Origin of the sequence: Pseudactinotalea suaedae (assembly GCF_009733815.1) — a bacterium.
GTDB lineage: Bacteria > Actinomycetota > Actinomycetes > Actinomycetales > Beutenbergiaceae > Pseudactinotalea > Pseudactinotalea suaedae.
Genome location: NZ_WNXY01000008.1, coordinates 127862 through 146141 on the forward strand (window position 1 = coordinate 127862; position 18280 = coordinate 146141).

General features: G+C 70.0%; 15 protein-coding genes. 7 read left to right on the plus strand and 8 right to left on the minus strand.

Annotated elements, in window-relative coordinates:
* The first annotated feature begins 20 nt into the window (after positions 1-20).
* From GPA04_RS13875 to GPA04_RS13900, 6 genes are all read left to right on the plus strand, one after another.
* Entirely contained in the window at positions 21-1406 is a 1386-nt protein-coding gene (locus GPA04_RS13875; RefSeq protein ID WP_156224781.1) for an FGGY family carbohydrate kinase, read from the plus strand.
* Positions 1407-1475: 69 nt separating this feature from the next.
* Entirely contained in the window at positions 1476-2231 is a 756-nt protein-coding gene (locus GPA04_RS13880) for a DeoR/GlpR family DNA-binding transcription regulator (protein WP_156224782.1), read from the plus strand.
* Positions 2232-2426: 195 nt separating this feature from the next.
* Positions 2427-3686 (plus strand): ABC transporter substrate-binding protein, encoded by a 1260-nt coding sequence (locus GPA04_RS13885; RefSeq protein WP_156224783.1) that lies wholly within the window; start codon positions 2427-2429, stop codon positions 3684-3686.
* A gap of 173 nt (positions 3687-3859) precedes the next feature.
* Positions 3860-4699, plus strand: a complete 840-nt coding sequence (locus tag GPA04_RS13890) for a carbohydrate ABC transporter permease (protein WP_162458612.1) — start codon at positions 3860-3862, stop codon at positions 4697-4699.
* Position 4700: 1 nt separating this feature from the next.
* Positions 4701-5555, plus strand: coding sequence for a carbohydrate ABC transporter permease (locus tag GPA04_RS13895; RefSeq protein WP_156224785.1), 855 nt, complete (start codon positions 4701-4703; stop codon positions 5553-5555).
* A gap of 34 nt (positions 5556-5589) precedes the next feature.
* Complete coding sequence (locus GPA04_RS13900) at positions 5590-6513, plus strand: ketose-bisphosphate aldolase (protein ID WP_156224786.1); 924 nt, start codon at positions 5590-5592, stop codon at positions 6511-6513.
* Between the two features lie 140 nt (positions 6514-6653).
* Here GPA04_RS13900 and GPA04_RS13905 read toward each other — a convergent pair whose 3' ends face one another.
* From GPA04_RS13905 to GPA04_RS13925, 5 genes are all read right to left on the minus strand, one after another.
* Positions 6654-7376, minus strand: coding sequence for an alpha/beta fold hydrolase (locus GPA04_RS13905; RefSeq protein WP_162458613.1), 723 nt, complete (start codon positions 7374-7376; stop codon positions 6654-6656).
* Between the two features lie 157 nt (positions 7377-7533).
* Positions 7534-9102, minus strand: a complete 1569-nt coding sequence (locus tag GPA04_RS13910) for an ABC transporter substrate-binding protein (RefSeq protein ID WP_156224788.1) — start codon at positions 9100-9102, stop codon at positions 7534-7536.
* A gap of 41 nt (positions 9103-9143) precedes the next feature.
* Positions 9144-9989: a carbohydrate ABC transporter permease gene (locus GPA04_RS13915; protein WP_156224789.1), complete on the minus strand. Its 846-nt coding sequence runs from the start codon at positions 9987-9989 to the stop codon at positions 9144-9146.
* A gap of 92 nt (positions 9990-10081) precedes the next feature.
* On the minus strand, positions 10082-11113 hold the full coding sequence (locus tag GPA04_RS13920) for an ABC transporter permease (protein WP_156224790.1): 1032 nt from the start codon (positions 11111-11113) through the stop codon (positions 10082-10084).
* A complete protein-coding gene (locus tag GPA04_RS13925) occupies positions 11110-12072 on the minus strand; it encodes a hydroxyacid dehydrogenase (RefSeq protein WP_156224968.1) in 963 nt (320 codons plus the stop codon). Before GPA04_RS13925 ends, GPA04_RS13920 begins: the two co-directional genes overlap by 4 nt.
* Positions 12073-12429: 357 nt before the next feature.
* On the opposite strand from GPA04_RS13925, the gene GPA04_RS13930 reads away from it, so the two are divergent.
* Positions 12430-13530, plus strand: a complete 1101-nt coding sequence (locus tag GPA04_RS13930) for a LacI family DNA-binding transcriptional regulator (RefSeq protein ID WP_156224791.1) — start codon at positions 12430-12432, stop codon at positions 13528-13530.
* A gap of 34 nt (positions 13531-13564) precedes the next feature.
* On the opposite strand, the gene GPA04_RS13935 is transcribed toward GPA04_RS13930, so the two are convergent.
* The 3 genes from GPA04_RS13935 to GPA04_RS13945 are packed head-to-tail and all read right to left on the minus strand — an operon-like array spanning position 13565 to position 18273.
* The gene (locus tag GPA04_RS13935) at positions 13565-15793 is read right to left on the minus strand and encodes a glycoside hydrolase family 31 protein (protein WP_206674231.1); all 2229 of its coding nucleotides are present in this window, start codon (positions 15791-15793) and stop codon (positions 13565-13567) included.
* Complete coding sequence (locus GPA04_RS13940) at positions 15786-16931, minus strand: glycoside hydrolase family 15 protein (protein ID WP_156224793.1); 1146 nt, start codon at positions 16929-16931, stop codon at positions 15786-15788. The genes GPA04_RS13935 and GPA04_RS13940 overlap by 8 nt, the downstream gene beginning before the upstream one ends.
* 55 nt (positions 16932-16986) lie before the next feature.
* The gene (locus tag GPA04_RS13945) at positions 16987-18273 is read right to left on the minus strand and encodes an ABC transporter substrate-binding protein (RefSeq protein ID WP_206674232.1); all 1287 of its coding nucleotides are present in this window, start codon (positions 18271-18273) and stop codon (positions 16987-16989) included.
* Between the last annotated feature and the right edge of the window lie 7 nt (positions 18274-18280).

Below are 18280 nucleotides of genomic sequence, written 5' to 3' on the forward strand. Positions count from 1 at the left end.
GCGCTTACGAAGGAGTTCGCATGGGTTCGCAGGTGATCGTCGGCGTCGACTTCGGCAGCTCGCGCATCAAGGCGGCGGCCTATGACCGCAGCGGCGAGATGGTCGGGCTCGAGGCGGTCGACACCCCCGTGATCCACGTCGCCGACGGCGACGACTTCCCCGTCCTCGACCTCCTGGGCGCCGCCCATGACGCCGTCGCCGCTCTCCGCAGCGGACCCATCGCGGCGCTGGGCCTGACCTCGATGGGCGAGGTGGGCACCGTCGTCACGGAGACCGGCCTCGCCCCGGTGGACTTCCCCGCCTGGTACGACGACCGCGGCGCCGAGATCATCGACGCGCTCGAGGACCGCTGGGGCGCCACCCACCTCCGCGACGTCACCGGCCGCCACTGCCGCACCACCTCGACCGCGGCCAAGCTCGGCCATGCGCACGCCTCGTCCACACCGGTGCCCGCGGGCGAGTTCGTCGGCCTCTGCGGCGCGCTCGCCCACCAGCTCACCGGCAGCGCCTGGCAGGAGGCCGGCCTCGCGACCACGAGCGGCGTCTGGGACCTCCTCGCCGGCCGCTACCTCACCGACCTCTGGGACGCGGCCGGCCTCGGTCACATCACCCTCGCCCCGGTCCGGCCGCCGGGCCACAGCGCCCCCGCCGCGGGCCTCCTCGCGCTCTCGCTGGGACTGGAGCCGGGCGCCGCCGTGGTCATCGCCGGGCACGACCACCCGGTCGCGAGCGTGGGTGCCGGTGTCCGCTCCGGCGACGTCTCCGACTCGATGGGCACCGGCGAGGCCATCATCGCCGCGCTCCCGCGCGAACCTGCCCTCACCCAGGAGCAGCTCGCCGCCTACCTCGACCGCGACCCCGACCTCACCTTCGAGCTCTGGCCGACCGACGGCGCGCTCCTCGCGGTCTGGGAGCGCATGCGCCCCGGCCTGGCGATGCGCACCTTCCTGGAGTCGAGCGGCATCGAACGTCGGGTGCTCGACGACGGCGCCGCACCCCCGAGCGTGAGTCTCGCCTTCTCGGGGGCAGACCTGGCGGCCCTGCAGGCCGGCCACCGAGTGGCGTCCCCCTATGACGCGCACGCCTGGGGTGAGCTCATCGACGCCTACGTGCTGCTCGCCAACGAGGGCGAGGAGCTGGCGCGTGCGGTCTCGGGCGCAACCGGCGCCACCGTGCTCACCGGTGGCGGGCTGCGCTCGCGGCGCTGGCGCGAGGCCAAGGTGGCGCTCGGCCCGCGCCGGATCGAGGTCTCGACCGTCACCGAGGCGGCGACCCGCGGCTGCGCCGCCATCGCCGGCGCGAGCCTGGGCTGGTGGCCCACCGCCGAGGAGATGCCCGGCGCCACCCGCACCCCGGTGAGCTCCGCCGTCGAGATGGAAGAGGTCGCGAGCGCGCTGGTGCGGTGACAGGCCTCCCAGGCACGCCCTGGTTGCGCTTCACCTTCGTTCACTTGCGTATCCGTGTAGCCTCCGGGGGTGCACGCTTCCCAACGCCGCGAGGCGATCATGACCGCGGTGTTCGAGCGAGGCACCGCGCGCACCCGCGAGCTCGCGGAGTCGCTCGGCGTCTCCGAGGTCACCATCCGCACCGACTTCGAGGTGCTCGAGCGGCAGGGCCGCGTGGCCCGCGTGCACGGCGGGGTCACCATGTCGGAGACCCCGTTGATGGGCTTCGACGCCCGTTCCAGCCAGAACGTCGAGGCCAAGCAGCGCATCGGCGCCGCCGCCGCCGCCCTGGTGACCGACGGCACGACCATCATCCTGGACTCCGGCACCACGATCTTCGCGCTCGCCCGCCACCTCCCCGGCGTCAGCGACCTCGTGGTGCTCACGCCCGGCGTCAACATCGCGCTGGCGCTCATGGACGTCAGCGGCATCCAGGTCCGGCTGCTCGGCGGCCGGCTCGTGCCCCACATCGCCGCGACCGTCGGATCACCGCGACAGCAAGGCCTGGAAGGCGAGATCGCGCACGTCGCCTTCCTCGGGGCCGGCGGCATGGACGCCGACCACGACGTCGTCGAGGGCTCGCTCGACATCGCCGAGTCCAAACGCTCGCTCGTGACCGCCTCCCGGCGCCGCGTGCTGCTGGCCGACTCCGCCAAGTGGTTCACGCTCGACCGCCACAAGGTGGTCAACGTGTCCCGGTTCGACACCGTGGTGACCGACGACGCCATGCCCGTCAGCACCCAGGACGCCATTCGCGCCACCGGCGCCGAACTGATCCTCGCCTGAGCGCGAGCGAGCACCGCTCCAGACCGGGGCGAGCGGACTCACGCACCCTTCCGCCGTCGGAGATTCGAACCACTACCAAAGAGTGGCGCTTTCGAATCCCTTCGGGTACAGTCCGATCTCGGCCACGTTCGCGGGTAGATGCCTTCGAACAACATGTGTGAGGTGGCCCGCCCCATCTCGAGGAGGAGAACCCCGATGAACCGCAGACTCGCTGCGCTCGTCACCGCCGGCGCCGCCGCCGCGCTCGTGCTCGCCGGATGCTCGTCAGACGACGGCTCCAGCGACGACACCGTCACGCTCGACTTCAGCCAGTGGTGGGAGGTCGAGCTCAGCGAAGGCGTGATGCGCGGCCTCATGGACCGTTTCGAGGAGGAGCACCCGGGCGTCGAGGTCAACCTGATCTCGAACCCCTACTCCGCCACCGTGGACCTGCAGACCTCCGCCGCCGCGACCGGCACGCTCGCCGACATCGTCGCCATCAACGGGGCGAGCGTCTACGACCTGCAGGATCAGGGCGCCATCGCCGATCTCAGCGCCCTCATGGACGACGCCGGGTTCGACCCCGCGCAGCTGGTGAGCAACGACCAGATCGACGGCGTGACCTACATGGTCCGCGCCCTCAACTTCGCGTACCCGATGTACTACAACACCGACCTCCTCGAGGCTGCGGGCGTCACCGAGCTGCCCACCACGTGGGAGGAGTTCGACGCCGCGGCCGCTGCGGTCACCGACCCGAGCAGCAACGTCTACGCCTGGTCGCTGCCGATCAACGTGCAGTCCCCGGCCGGCTTCGACTCGCAGTCCTGGCTGTGGGCGTCCGGCAACCGGATGCTCGAGGACCGCCAGCCCAACTTCGAGACGCCCGAGATCGCGGAGTGGCTCGAGTTCCTCAAGGCCCAGTACGACGCCGGCTACGTCACCCCCGGCGCCTTCACCCAGCAGGAGCAGCAGAAGGTGGAGGAGTTCACCGCCGGCCGCAACGCCTTCCTCATCGGTTCGCTCGCCCACGTGGCCGGGATCCGGGAGGCCAACCCGGACCTCAACTTCTCGATCGGCTCGGTGCCGTCGGTGAGCGGTGAGCCCTCCGGCATCGCCGGCGCCAGCTGGGGCCTGGGTATCGCGGAGAACAGCGAGCACAAGGAGGAGGCCTGGCAGCTCATCGAGTGGCTGGTGAGCGAGGACATCAACTCCGAGCTCGCCGGCGAGGCCACCGGCTTCCCCGGCAACGCCAGCTCGGTGCCCGGCTTCGTCGAGGGCGACGAGCTGTACGAGCTCGCCTTCGAGGTCTACCAGAGCAGCGAGTTCGTGACCGAGCTCGAAGGCCTGCCGCTGGCACTGGACCTCAACCGCAACCTCAACGAGAACCTCGTCCGGCTGCTGCAGGGTGAGGCCACGGTCCCCGAGACCCAGGCCTCGCTGCAGGAGTACTGGAACGGAGTGCTCAGCGGGGAGTAGACGTCGGCGGGTGCCGGATTTCCCCCGAGCCGGCACCCGCTGACTTTCCCGTCCCGACCGATCGAACCCGCGGAAGTGTGATGTCAGCAGCAACACGACTGCCTGCGCCTGGTCGCCGGCGCAGCAGCACCCGGTCCCGATGGTGGCGGAGCTCGCTCACGGCCTACGGGTACATGTCGCCCACGCTGCTCGTGATGCTCGTCATGATGGCGGTCCCCGTCGTCATGGTGTTCACGTACTCGACCCTGTCGAACGTCATCATGGAGCGCGAGCCGGAGTTCGTGGGCCTGGCGAACTACGCCACGCTGCTGAGCGACCCGATCTTCCGCAAGGCGCTGGGCCAGACCGCGATCTTCACCGTCACCTCGGTCGTGTTCCACCTGCTGCTGGGGCTCGCGTTCGCGCTGATGCTCAACAGCACGCTGCTGCCGCGCCTGGCCTCCTCGCTGTTCCGGGTGGTGTACATCCTCCCGTGGGTCTTCACCGCCTCGATCGTGGTGATCCTGTGGCAGCTGATGCTGAACCCGAACGGCGTCATCAACTACATGCTCGAGACGCTGAACCTGATCAGTACCAAGGTCGAGTGGTTCTCCAACCCCGACCTCGCGCTCGGCACCGTCATCTTCATCAACGTCTGGGCCGGCTACCCCTTCTTCATGGTCAGCCTGCTCGCAGGCCTGCAGGGCATCCCGAAGGACCTGTATGAAGCCGCGGAGATCGACGGCGCGGGCTGGCGTGACCGGTTCTTCAACATCACCATCCCGCAGCTGTTCCCGATCATCATCGCGATGGCGATGCTCGACTTCATCTGGAACCTGCAGCAGTTCCCCATCATCTTCCTCGCCACCGGCGGCGGGCCGCTCAACGCCACCGAGACGATCGCCACCTACACCTACAACCTCGCGTTCTCCAAGCGTGAGTTCGCGATGGCCTCCGCCAGCGGTGTGGTGCTGTTCCTGATCTCCGCGATCGTGGCGCTCTTCTACGTCCGGCACCAGAAGGCGAGGGACTGACATGGCGGTCACCGCACGCACACGTGGGCGCTCCCAGGTGGGGCAACGGATCGGTCTCTGGATCGGGCTGACGCTGGGCGCCGTGTTCGCCGGCTTCCCGGCGCTGTGGATGCTGCTGAGCTCGATCAAGCCGAACACCGAGATCTTCCAGTTCCCTCCCACGTTCCTGCCCGAGACGTTCACCCTCAGCGCCTACACCGACATCCTCACCAGCTCCGAGAAGCTGCGGTTCTTCCTCAACAGCTACGCCGTGGCGAGCGCCGTGGTGCTGCTGACCCTGTTCGCCGGGATCATGGCGGGCTACGCGCTCAGCCGGTTCACGTTCCCGCTCAAGAGCCTGGTCAACACCGTCGTGATCTCGGTGCAGGCCGTGCCGCCTATCACGCTGCTGATCCCGTACTTCGGGCTCGTGGTCTGGCTCAAGCTGTACGACTCGCTGTGGGCGCTGATCCTCACCTACATGGTCGCGACCATCCCCTACGCGATCTTGATGATGACGGGCTACTTCAACACCATCCCCAAGGAGCTCGACGAGGCGGTCAAGGTCGACGGCGGCAGCTCGATGCGCGCGCTGTGGCAGGTGCTCGTCCCGACAGCACGACCGGGCATCGTCTCCGTGGGCGCCTACACCTTCATGGTGGCGTGGAACGAGTTCCTCTTCGCACTCACGCTGACGCAGAGCCGGTCCAACCGCACCGTGCCGGTGGGGATCCAGCTGCTCATGGGCGAGCACTCCTTCAAGTGGAGCGAGATGATGGCGATGAGTGTGCTCGGGTGCCTGCCCGTGCTCGTCCTGTTCCTGTTCTTCCAGCGACAGTTTGTCAGCGGCATCACCGCCGGCGCCGTCAAGGCCTGACCCGCTTCCGCCACTCAGAGAGAGACACCACCTCATGCTGCTCACCGGCAAGGACATCGTCGCGCCCGCCTACGCCCGCGGGTTCGCCGTCGCCTCCTACAACATCAGCGACTACGGCATGCTGATGGCGGTGCTCGCCGCGAGCGAGGCGGCACAGTCTCCGGTCATCCTGCTGATCCACCCGGACGACTGGGAGTTCGTGGGCGACCAGTTCCTCGCCTCGGTGTTCGCCGCGGCCGCCTCGTCCTCGGTCCCGGTGGCCATCCAGCTCGACCACGGCGCCACGGTCGAGCAGGCCGCGGCTGCCCTGCGGCACCAGTTCACCTCGGTGATGATCGACGGCTCGCTGCTGCCCTTCGATCAGAACATGGCGATCACGCGCGAGGTGGTCGAGATGGCGCACCGCATCGGGGTGTCGGTGGAGGGCGAGATCGGCACCATCGGCCCGCGCGACCCGCGCTCGCTCGAGGAGATGCAGGACTTCGTCTTCGCCGACCCCGAGCAGGCGAAGGAGTTCGTGGAGACGACCGGTGTGGACCTGCTCGCGGTCGCCGTCGGGACCGCGCACGGCGTCTACCCCGCCGGCTTCGTGCCGGAGCTCAAGCTCGACCTGATCGCGCGCATCAACGACGCCATCGGGATCCCGCTGGTCCTGCACGGCGGGTCCGGCGCCGTGGACGAGCAGGTCTCACAGGCCGTCAAGCTGGGCATCGCGAAGGTCAACATCTCGGCGGACATGAAGACGGCGTACTTCACCAAGTTGCGGGAGGTCCTGACCGACCCCGCCCAGCGCGAACCGCTCGACATCTACCCGCCGGCTCTCGCCGTCGTCCAGGACGTGGTGCGCCACAAGGCCGAGGTTCTCGGCTCGGTCGGCGGCGCCGCGCACTACGACTACCGGCCGGCGGGGATCGGCGAGCGCCGCTGGACCGAGGGCGCCGCGACGGTGCAGCACTGACCTCGCTTCCCGGCCCCAACCCGCCACCCCGCCCAGCCCGCCGCCCCGCCCCATCCTGCGGAAAGCGCTTTGGGGTGACCGTGGTCCTCCCCATGGACCGAGATCACCCCAAAGGGCGCGATGCACGCCCAGTCTGCGGCTCACCCCAGCGTGTCGAGCCACTCATCGAGCTCGGTGACGAACCGGGCTGGGTCCTCGAGGTGGAGGTAGTGACCGTGGCCGGGCCACACCAGGACCTTCGCCCGCCCTGTCCGTCGTTCGAGATCGGCCGCACTCTCCGTGGAGTAGAAGGCGAGCGTCGGCCGGCGCCGTCCAGCCAGCACGGCGGCGCTCGCTGATGCGAGCCCGATCGCGCCCGGGTCGAGATACTCGGACCGGAGATAGCTGGCGAACGCCGCCGGGTCCGTCCCTCGGAGGTCGGCGAGGACCGAGGCGCGGACCCCCTCGGGAGTCGCCGGGCCGAAGGCACCGTTGACGAATGCCTCGACGGTGGCCAGCGGCGCCCGCTCGACCGAGAGCGCCCACTCCTCCAGCCTCGCCCGGTCTCGGTCGGGATGCCCGTACGCGGGATCGATCACGGCCTCCGCCACGACCAGATCCGGGCGCGCGACGTGTGCGAGCGTCGTGACCTGACCACCGAGGGAGTGCCCCACCAGGATCGCGGGACCGTTCGCCTCCAGGTCGGCGACGACGGCCGCGACCCCACCGGGCACGGTCGCCGGCCCTGGTGCACCTGCGTGCCCCGGGAGATCGATGGCCGCGAACCCACGCTCTCGCGACATGGCTCGGCGGACCGGATCCCAGGACCGCCCCGAGCCGCCCCAGCCGTGGACGCACAGCAGGCGCGCCGACTCAGCGGCCACGGTCACACCTGGTCACGACGCTCGACGGCGGCGGCCAGGTCGGCGAGCGACCGTGTCAGCACCGGCAGGTCGAGGCTTCTCGGCACGTGTCGTCGAGCGGTCGACAGTGCGGTGAAATCGGACCTGGGCCCTCACCGTTCCCGCGTCCTCGACCGCATCAGGCCTGCTCGGCCAGGTAGGCGTCAGCCTGGGTGCGCAGCTCCTCCAGCACCTTCTCGTAGCCCGCCGTCTCCATGGCGCGCTTCAGCTCGTCGAGACCGGAGTCCACATCCTTGGCACCGGCCCACAGGGGCAGACCGAACTCGGCGATCGCCGCCGTGATCTGGCTGTGCTCGGTCTCCACGGGCCCGAGATCGGGGATGAACGAGGCGAAGGTGTCCCGCTCGAAGTTGCTGTAGTCCTGAGACCAGGTGAACAGCTCATCCTCGGAGTCGGACATGTCCGCCGCTTTGCGCTCGCGGTCGACGCGCCAGCTCAGCGCGTAACCCGGGAAGTTGGCGTACTCCCCGATCTGTCGGTACCGGTCGCCGTCGACCAGCTCCCAGTCGGTCCCCTCGATGCCGTACTGCAGCAGGTCGTGGTTCTCCTGCTTCGACACCCAGTCGAGGACCTGCAGAGCCCGGGCGTTGTCGCTTCCCGAGGCGTTCAGCACCACCATGTTGTCCGCCTGGAACGTCTGGCTCGGACGTGCGGCCAGACCGTCCGCGAACGGCATCACGTTCATCAGAGAGGCGCCCGGCACCGCCGCCGTGAGCTCCTGCAGGTGAGCGGACGTGGACGTGCCGTCGGTGATCGCCCAGACCGAGGCCGCGCCGCCGCTGGTGAACTGACCCTTCGCCGTCGCCGTGTCGATGTTGAGCATGTCGGCGTTGATGATGCCGTCCTCGTAGTACTGGCGCACCCGGCGTAGCGCGTCCACGTAGGGCTGGTGCTCCCAGAACGGCACGAGGTCGCTCGACCCGGTGCTCGCGGCGTCCGCCGCAGGCACGAAGAAGAGCGAGTCGGAGGAGAAGAACACCGGGATGACGCTCGGGTTCTCCCACCCCTCGGGGAAGAACACGCCGGTCGGGCCGCCGAGCACGAGCCAGGGGCTGGCGCCGCCGCGGACGAACCCGGGGATGCCCTCGCCCTGGTGCACGTCGTACCAGAACTGCTCGAGCTGGTCGAAGGAGTCGATCGATCCGCCGGCGTAGGTGTCCACGAGGTCGGCACGGACCGTGTAGTGGTGCAGCCGGGCGGCGCTGTTGACGGCGGGGAGGCCGTACACCGTGCCGTCCGGCCACCGGTTCGCGTCGAAGGCATCCTGCGCGATCGTCGCCTGCAGCTCGGGGTAGTCGCCGCTGGCGAAGGCATGGTCGAGTCCGATGATCGCCTCCGACTCCACGAGCTGCGCGATGTTCAGCCACCGGGCACTGAGCGCGGTGTCGAAGTCCTCGCCGGCGGTGAACTTCAGCAGCGACTGGCTCGCGTAGTTGGACCACGCGATGAACTCCGGAGCGATGGTGAATCCGAGGTCGGCCTCGAGCTTCTCGTTCACCGCGCCGAGCACGCGGTCCCATCCCGGCGGGACGTCACCGGGAAGCAGCAGGCTGAGGCTGCCGCCGGAGGTCGAGTCGCCGCCGGCGCCGCCGTTGCCGCAGGCTGCGAGCGCGCCGACGGTGCCGAGGCCCGCGGTGCCGAGGAGGAAGGAGCGCCGGGACAGCCCAGCATCGTTGATCGCTGCCATGGTCTTGCCTTTCTGTGGTGGGGAAACGCGTGGAGGCGAGTTCAGCCCTTCGTGGCACCGAGGGTGAGGCCCTTGACGAAGTAGCGCTGCGCGAAGGGGTAGGCGAGGAGGATCGGCCCGATGGTCGCGACCGTCATCGCGAGGCGGATCTGGTAGAGCGGCGCTGCCCCGGCACCGGCGAGGTCCTGGGCCATCGACAGGTTCGAGATCATGTTGTGCAGCACGAGCTGCAGCGGGTAGATGTTCGAGTCGCTGATGAACAGCAGCGCGTGGAACCAGTCGTTCCAGAACGTCACCGCGTAGAACAGTGCGATCACGGCGAGCACCGGCTTCGACAGCGGCAGCACGATCTGGAAGAAGATCCTCAGCTCGCCCGCGCCGTCCACCCGTGCCGAGTCGAGGATCTCGCCAGGGATCCCCCGGAAGAAGCTCACCTGCACGAAGACCAGGAACGGCGCCACGACGATCGGCAGGATCACGGCGAACAGCGAGTTGCGCAGCCCGAGCATCTGGGTGACCAGGATGTACAGCGGCACCAGGCCACCGCTGAAGAGCATCGGGATGTAGGAGAACACCGCCAGGCCGCGGCTCAGGCGTGGCAGTCCACGTGAGATCACCCAGGCGAGCCCGGAGGTGGCGGCCACCGCCAGCGCGGTGCCGACGACGGTGATGAACAGGGTTGCGCCATAGGCGAGCCACACCCGGGTGCCGGAGAAGATGGCCGCGTAGGCCGCCGTCGAGAACGGCGAGGGCCAGAAGGAGTACCCGCGCTGGGAGAGCGCGGACTCGGCTGTCAGGGACCCGGCGAGCACCATCCAGAACGGGATGATCGCGGCGAGCCCGAACAGACCCGCGCCGATGTAGCTCACGGCGGTGAACGCCTCCATGGGGCGGCGAGCCCGACGGCGGGGCGCATCTCGGGTGGATCGGTTCCGCCCTGCTATGGCTGTGGCCGGATTCGGGGCTGTGCGGGTGGCGCTCACAGGACCGAGCTCTCCTTCGAGTACCGGCGCTGGACGCCCAGCGCGATCATGACCAGCACGAAGCCGACGACCGACTGGAACAGCCCGATCGCGGCGGTCGTGCCGAAGTCGCCGTACGTGCGCAGGGCGCGGAAGACGTAGGTGTCGATCACGTCGGTGGTGGAGAACAGGATCCCGTTGTCGCCGACGATGGCGTAGATCAGGCCGAAGTCTCCGTAGAAGATGCGCCCCACACCGAGCAGGAGCAGCACCGCTCCCGTCGGCTTCAGCAGCGGCAGGGTGATGCGCCATGCCATCTGTGCCCGGGTGGCGCCGTCGATGGTTCCTGCCTCGTACACCTCCTCCGGGATCGAGGTGATGGCGGCGAGGAAGATCACCGAGAAGTACCCGCCGAGCTGCCAGACCTTGACGATCGTGAGGATCCACGGCCAGGGGCCGGGTTCGGTGTACCAGGAGACCGAGGGAAGGGCGAACGCGTTGAGGGCGTCGTTGACGATGCCGCCACGGCCACCGACACCGGCCAGGAACGCCTGCAGGAAGATGCTGATCACGATCGGCGAGACGAAGTACGGGATGAAGACCGCCGACTGCAGGCCGCGCCGCAGGAGCGTGCCACGGATCTCGTTCAGCATCAGCGCGAGAAGCACGCCGGCGCCGAGCGTGGCCGTGAGGAACAGGGCGTTCAGCACCAGCGTGTTGAGCAGGATCCGATTCATCTGCCCGGAGGTGAAGAAGAACTCGAAGTTGGACAGTCCCGCCCAAGGCGATCCGAAGACGCCGTCATTGATGTTGAAGTCCTGGAACGCCACCACCAGGCCGGCCATCGGGCCGTAGGCGAACACGAGGAAGAACACGATCGCCGGCGCAGCGAGGATCACCAGCCCGTAGTCCTTGCGACGCCACTGCACACCGCGGCGGCGTCGCGAGCCCACCGGCCCTCTCTCCTGCGGGGTGCGCCTGGCCGCGCGCGCGGTCGGCTTCAGCTTTCCGGGGGTGGCCGCCCGGGTGTCTTCCGTGGTCCCGGTCATCGCTCGCCCACCTGCTCGAGGACGCGCGGGGGTCGACCGGAGACGAGCCGCGCGACCTCGTCGACCACGTGCCGTCCGAGCCGGCGGAGCTCGGATCCGGTGGAGCCTGCGATGTGCGGCGTGATCGTGAGGTGAGGTACCTCCCACAGCGGGTGGTCCTCGGGCAGGGGATCCGGCGTGCTGACATCCAGCACGGCGCGCAGGCGGCCGCGTCGCAGCTCATCGACGAGAGCGTCCTGGTCGATCACCTCGCCACGCGCGGTGTTGATGAGGGTCGCCCCGTCACGGAGGAGTGCGAGCTCGTCTCGACCGATCATGCCGATCGTCTCCAGGGTGACCGGTTGGTGCAGCGTGACGACGTCGCTCCGCCGCATCAGCTCGGTGAGGGAGACACCCTCGACACCGAGCGAAGCGGCGTCCACGTACGGATCGTGCAGCAGCACCTCCAGGTCGAAGCCGCGCAGGAGGCGCAGCACCTGACGGCCCACCCGGGACGCGCCGACCACGCCGACGGTGCGGCCGAAGTTGCCGGTGTGCGCGAACTCGATCTCCCGATCGAGGTACGTACGTCGCTCCCGGTAGAGCCGTTCAGCACCTGTCGCGTCCTTGCCGGCCAGCAGGATCATCGCGATCGTGTACTCGGCAACGGGCAACGCGTTCGGCTCGCCCGCGTTGCTCAGGTACAGATCCTTGGCCGACGACTGCTCGGCGAACAGCGTTGCCGCGGCTCCGCCGGCGTGGACGACGGCCCGCAGCCGCGGCGCGGCCTCCAGCACCTCGGGAGTGATCGGTGGGCATCCCCAGCCGGTGATCAGGATCTCCACGTCGGGGAGCACCGACCGGGTGGTCGCGGAATCGAGGTCACCCAGGACGGCGCCGCCTGGGACGTCGACCAGCCGAGCGAGCTCGGTCGCGAGGCCGCCGGCGAACACCAGCTCGGCCAGGTGCGGTGGCGACATCACCACCAAGGCACTGGGTCGCTGGGAGCGGCTCGGTTCAGACACGGCGTGGGTGCTCACGACCGGCGACGGTGCCGACGCAGTCGACGTGCCGACGTCACGCTGATCGACGTCGCCGCCCGCCGGCCTCTCGAGCCCGTCAGGCGAGGCAAAGAGCGGCCTGGTCTGGGGGCGGTCGGGTGCCTGCACGGCCTCCACGCTGATTCCTTCCCGGTGGCCGCTTGGGCACCAGCCTCGTTGCTGCGGAGCGCGGTCATCAGATGGAGCCAGGTAACCGTTTACATCTCCAGGTAAACGGTATCATGAGGCCTGTGTGCAGCCGATGTCAAGAGCGGCCACACTCGAGGAAGGGACCGCATGACTGGTGAACGAGCGCGAGGTCGCGGCCGCACCGGGCTGCCCACCATCCGCGATGTCGCTGCCGAGGCGGGCGTCTCGATCGCCACCGTGTCGCGCGTGTACTCAGGGGATCGACCGGTCATGCCCGATACCCGGGAGCGGGTCGAGGCGGCCGCGCGCAAGCTCGACTTCACGATGAACGCGCACGCGCGTGCGCTCAAAGGAGCGGCCGACGGTCCGATCGCCGTGCTGATCGGGGACATCATGGGCGCCTCGTTCGCCGCACTGGCCCGAGGTGCTGAGCGCGAAGCTGCGGAGCGAGGCCGCCTGTGCGTGGTCGGCACGACCGACGCCGATCCCGATCGTGAGGCGGCGCAGGTCCGGCTGATGCGCGAGCACCGAGCCACCGCCGTGATCCTCGTCGGCGGAGCCTCGGACCTGGCCGAGTACCGCGCACGCATGGACGACTACCAGCGCCTCCTCGCCACCGTGGGGTCCCGCCTCGTCCTGTGCGGCCGACCGGCGCTGGAGGGCCACGCACCTGACGCGTTGGTGCTGTCCTATAGCAACGAGCAGGGAGCCTTCGATGCGACCGCTGAGCTGCTCCGGAGCGGCCACCGACGGATCCTCGCGCTCCCCGGCGCCGCCGGCTACAGCACGGCCTCGACCCGCCTGGCCGGGTATCGGCGGGCGCACGCCGAGCGTGGTGTCGCCGTCGACGAGTCGCTGATCTCGGAGAGCGCCTTCTCACGCGATGCCGGCCGGGCCGCCACCGAGAGGGCACTCGACGACGGTGCCGAGTTCACCGCCGTGTTCGCGGGCTCGGACGCCACCGCTTCCGGCGTGCTCGCCGCGCTGCACTCGCGCCGCATCCGTGTGCCGGAGGAGGTCTCGGTCATTGGCTTCGACGACGTGCCCGCGGCACTGGACATGCATCCACCGCTGAGCTCGGTCGCCGTGCCCTACGAGGAGATGGGTCGACTCGCGGTCTCGCTCGCCCTGGGCCATCAGGGTGAACCGCCACCCGAGCCGACCATCCTGCCGACCACTCTCGTGCTCCGAGGCTCGACTGCGGGGGCACCCCAGTCAGCGCCCGATCGGGCGCCGCGAGCCCGGTGACGCCAGGATCCGGCTGCACAAGTGACGTGGTGAGCTACGTGGTCTCGAACACCTCACGAAGCCGCGGCCAGGACTCGGCCCGCACGTAGACGGGCAGCACGTCGCCGGTCACGGATCGCTCGTGCCATGCTCCGCCGTCGACGGCCGCGCCGCTCCACGCATCCACCCAGGCCGCGGCGGGCAGGTAGGTGCGCCAGGTCGTCGCGGCGGGCTCGGTGACCGGGTTGACCAGCAGGTCGGCGCCGATCGTGAACTGCAGCGGCGCCTGCCACACCTGCTCGTCGTCGCCGAAGTCGACGAACAGTCCGCGCATCAGCGGCACCCCGGTGGACACCGACTCGCGCGCCGACGCCGCCAGGTACGGACGCAGCCGCTCGCGCAGCTTCGCGTACCGCCGGAACGCGTCCACCACCTCCGGGGCGTCGTTGACCTCGGCCACCCACCACGGCGTGCGGTCGCGTTGGGGCTGCCGGTGGTGGTTGAACTCGGAGTGGTACTGCATCACCGGCATGAAGGCCGAGGCGGCCACCGCCCGCTGGTACAGCTCGGCATCGGGCACCGGGCCGGAGAAGCCTGCGAGGTCCCAGCCCCAGTAGACGATCCCGCACGCCGAGGCCGTGATGCCCGCCCGCACCGAGCTGCGGAACGCCTCCCAGGTGCTGTTCTCGTCGCCGGCCCAGAACACCCCGTGCGCCTGCGAGCCGGTGAACCCCGCACGCGAGAACGTCACCGGCGCCTTGCCCTCGCTGCGCAGGAGGTCCCCGAAGGCCCGCGCGTAGTGCACGGGGTAACGGTTGTTTCCCTCGTCGCCGCGGCTGCCGTCGCCGTAGCGCAGGTCGTGGCCCCAGGCGTGCTCGCCGCCGTCGGTCTTGAAGCCGTCGACGCCGAGATCCCGCACCAGATAGCGGCGCCGCTCCGTCCACCATGCCCGCCCCTCGGCGGTCGACAGGTCCGCCATCAGCGACTGCGGGAACCACCAGCCACGGTTGTGGTACGGCGACCCATCCGCCTCCTTCACCTCGAACCCGGCGGCGACCAGCGCCTCGCCGTCGCGGTAGACCTGCGCGTCAGCCGGCACGTCGGGGCCCAGGTCGAACGCGGTCTTCAGCAGTGGGATCTGCCACAGCAGCACCTTGATGCCGCGCCGGTGCAGCTCGTCGATCATGCCGGCAGGGTCCGGCCAGGCACCGTCGGCGGGATAGCTGAAGTCCTCCGCAGCTGAAGGGTCCGGCGCGTACCGCGCGTCGCGGAAGATGCGGATTCCCTCCTCGTCGCTCCACGCCTCGATCACCACGACGTCGACCGGGAGGTCCAGCTCCGCGTGCCGGTCCATCCGGTCCATCACGATCGCCTGGGTGTTCCACTCGTTGCCCGACGCCCACAGCCCCAGCACCCATTCGGGCAGCTCCTCGGCGCGCCCCACCTCGTTCGTGAAGGCAGCCGTGACGGCCGACGGCGGTCCCTCGTAGGTCGCGATCGTCAGGTCCTCGTGAGGTGCTCCGCTCAACGCGGCCTCGACCACGAGCATGTCGGGCGCCGAGGCGCCCACGTCGTACCAGGTGCGTCGTGCGGTGCGGACGTGGAAACCCCAGCCGGCGCCCCCGATCACGTGGGCGAACGGCATCGGCAGATAGGTGCGGCCGTGCTCGGCCTGCGACTTGTACTGCTCGAACACCACGGCGTCGAGGCGGCGGCCCCGCTGGTCGACGGCGCCGAACCGCTCCCCGAACCCGACCACGTGCTCCTGCGGGGTCAGGCGCAGCGCGAACCGCACCCGGTGCACCCCGTCGCGGTCGGCCCACCACTGCACCGACCCCGGCACGAGCCGGTCAATCGGACCGTCCAGCACGAGCGACCCGCCGTCCTCGCCCCACTGCCCCGGCAGCACCTCGAACCAGTCGGTGCGCACCTCGCCTGCGGGCCCCTGGCCCACGAACCGGTACCTCGTCGGCACCGTGACCGCAGGGGTCATCACCTGCCAGCCGCCATCGTCGCCGAGCTGGGCCGCCTGAGCCTCGGCGAGGTGCCCGTCACCACCGGCGAGCGCGGCACGGTCGGCCTCCGAGCCTGCCGCGGGGGCGAGGTCGAGGATCACCGGGGTGCCGCCGTCGGGCACCCATTCGCAGTGCACCGCGGTGACATCCTGCGCCACCACCCCCAGCCGCACCGGGCTGCCGGCGTCGGGCCGTACCGGCACCCGCTGGTCGGCACTGGTGGCGTACGGGTGCTCGATCCCGAACGGTCGATGGGTCAGCTCAGGCACGTCGGTCCTCCGGGAGCAGGCCGAGCTCGTCGGCAAGGATCAGGTACATCGCGTGCGACCACAGCAGTGGGTCGGCGACCGGACCCCAGCGGTCGACCCACTCCTGGCGGCGCTCGGGATGCAGCAGGTGGTCGGGCACCTGCTCGGGCAGGGAGCCGCTCTCGTCGGCCTGGTCCGCCACCCAGCGCAGCAGCGCGCCCGCGCGGTCGTGCTCACCGGCCACCGCGAGGTTCCAGCCGAGCAGGCAGGACAGCAGCAGCCACTGGCCGCCACCGAAGTAGGTGTCGGCACGGAACCGGTGCACTCCGCCGTCGACGAGCAGCTCCTCGGCCACCGCGGCCAGCGTCGCGCTTGCCACCGGCGATCCGACCTCGACCACCCCGAAGGGCACCACGCACGCCGGCAACGAGCCGTCGACGGCGTCGCTCCCCAGCCATTTGGTCAGCCGCCCATCCGCGGTGCCCCGGGTCGCGATCAGGTCTGCACAGTCCCGGGCGACGGCGGCGGCACGAGCCGCCCGGTCGCCGTCGAGCACTCCGGTGCGGAGCACCGCCCGCAGCCCGGCGACGACGGCTGCCAGCGACGAGGTGTGCCGGTGCTCGGCGTGCTCCTCCCACCAGTCGTAGCAGGGCCAGCTGGCGGTGACGCCGAGGAAGTCGACTGCGACCTCGATGCCGGCGGCCCAGCGTGCGAGCTCGCCGCCGTGCCGCTCGGTGTGGGTGACCAGCTGCCACAGCCACGTGCCGTAGCCGTCGGTCTGGAAGTCCCACCAGTCGTCGTCGCCGTCGCTGCCGTCGAATCGGAACCGGGTGGGCAGCAGCAGCCCCTGGGCCTGCTCGGGGGCCTCCGGAGCGCGCGCGACCAGCTCGGCCACCTGGTCGGCCCGCGCGGCGAGTGTGCCGGCGGTCCAGTCGTGGAACGCGTCCACCGAGGCGACGTCACCCCACCGCGACATGCCCTCCGCGATGAACGCGCCGTCCCGCAGCCACGCGTATCCGCGGTACGCGGAGAACGTGGGCGAGGCCGGGTAGGCGCCGCTGGCGTCCTGATGGCGGCGGATGAGGGTGTGACTGGTGCGAGCGAGCTCCGTCAGCCGCTGCCGATCGGCGGCCGACGGCGCGGCGAGCTGTGAGGTCATGAAGGTCTCCTTGCGCAGGTGGGCCCGGCGCGCGGCCGGGCCCACCTGTGGTGTGTCAGAGCAGGGCGTTGATGCGTTCGGCCGCGTCGGCGAGGGCGTCCTCGACGCTCTTGCGGTCCGCGGCAGCGTTGCCGAGCTCTTCGGTGAGGATGTCCTGCATCTCCTGCTGGCGCTCGATGACCGGCGGCAGGACGGTCGACTCGAGCGCGTCGAACACGGCCTGCCGGTTCTGCGGCGGGGTCTGCTCGAGGTAGGCGGACAGGGCGGCCTCATCGGCCACGGGCGGGAGCTCCCAGCCCGACGAGATGCGCAGGTCGACCATCGTCTGGCTGGACGTCAGGTACTCCAGCCAGGCCTGGGACGCCTCGGGCTGATCGCTGGCGGCGTTGACGACGACACCGTTGGTGAACATCGCCGATGCGCTCTGCGCGTCACCTGGCTCGACGACGATGTCCCACTCCAGCCCCTCGACGTCGGCGAGCGCGCCGAACATCCAGATGCCGCTGTGCCACATCGCGAGCTTGCCCTCCTTGAAGAGGTTGGTGTCGAAGTCGGGGGTGCCGGCGCCGTCGGCCTCCGTGGGCATCGTGGTGCCGGACTTGTCGATCAGCCACGTGGCGGCCGCGACGCCCTCGGGGGAGTCGAACGCGACGGCGGAGCCGTCCTCGGTGAAGAACTGACCACCCGCCTGGGCGAGGGTCTTGTAGAACTCGTGGAAGGAGACGGGCTGGTAGTCGCCCCAGACGCCGCCTCCGGTGAGGGCCTCCGCGGCGGCCTGCTCGTCCGCCCAGGTCCAGTCCGCCGTCGGGTAGTCGAGACCGGCCTCGTCGAAGAGGGTCTTGTTGTAGAACAGCACGACGTCGGAGAACGACTCGGGCAGTCCGTACTGGACGCCGTCACGCGTGAAGGCATCGAGCAGCGAGGGCGTGTAGACGTCGGCGGGGACGTCACTGAGCTCGGCGAGCGCGCCGCTGGCGGCGTAGGTAACGAAGTTCTCGTAGTTGAGCTCGAAGGTGTCGCTCGCGGTGCCGCCTGCGAGCGCGGTCTGAAGCGAGGTGAAGTAGTCGTCGTAGGCGACCGTCTCGATCTCGACGGTCACGTCGGGGTTCTCGGCCGTGAAGGCATCGGCGATCGCCTGCAGGTTCTCCTCGTTGCCACCGTTGGCGGAGAAGTTCATGTAGGTGATGGTGACGGGCGCGCCCGACTCGCCATCGGCGGTCGTCGGGTCGGGGTCCGAGTTGGTGGCCGACCCTTGGCTGCAGGCGGCGAGCATGCCGATGGCGGCGAGGCCTGCGAGCACGGGGGCGGCGCCGCGCATCGTCGCGCGGATGGTCCGGGACATGGGGATT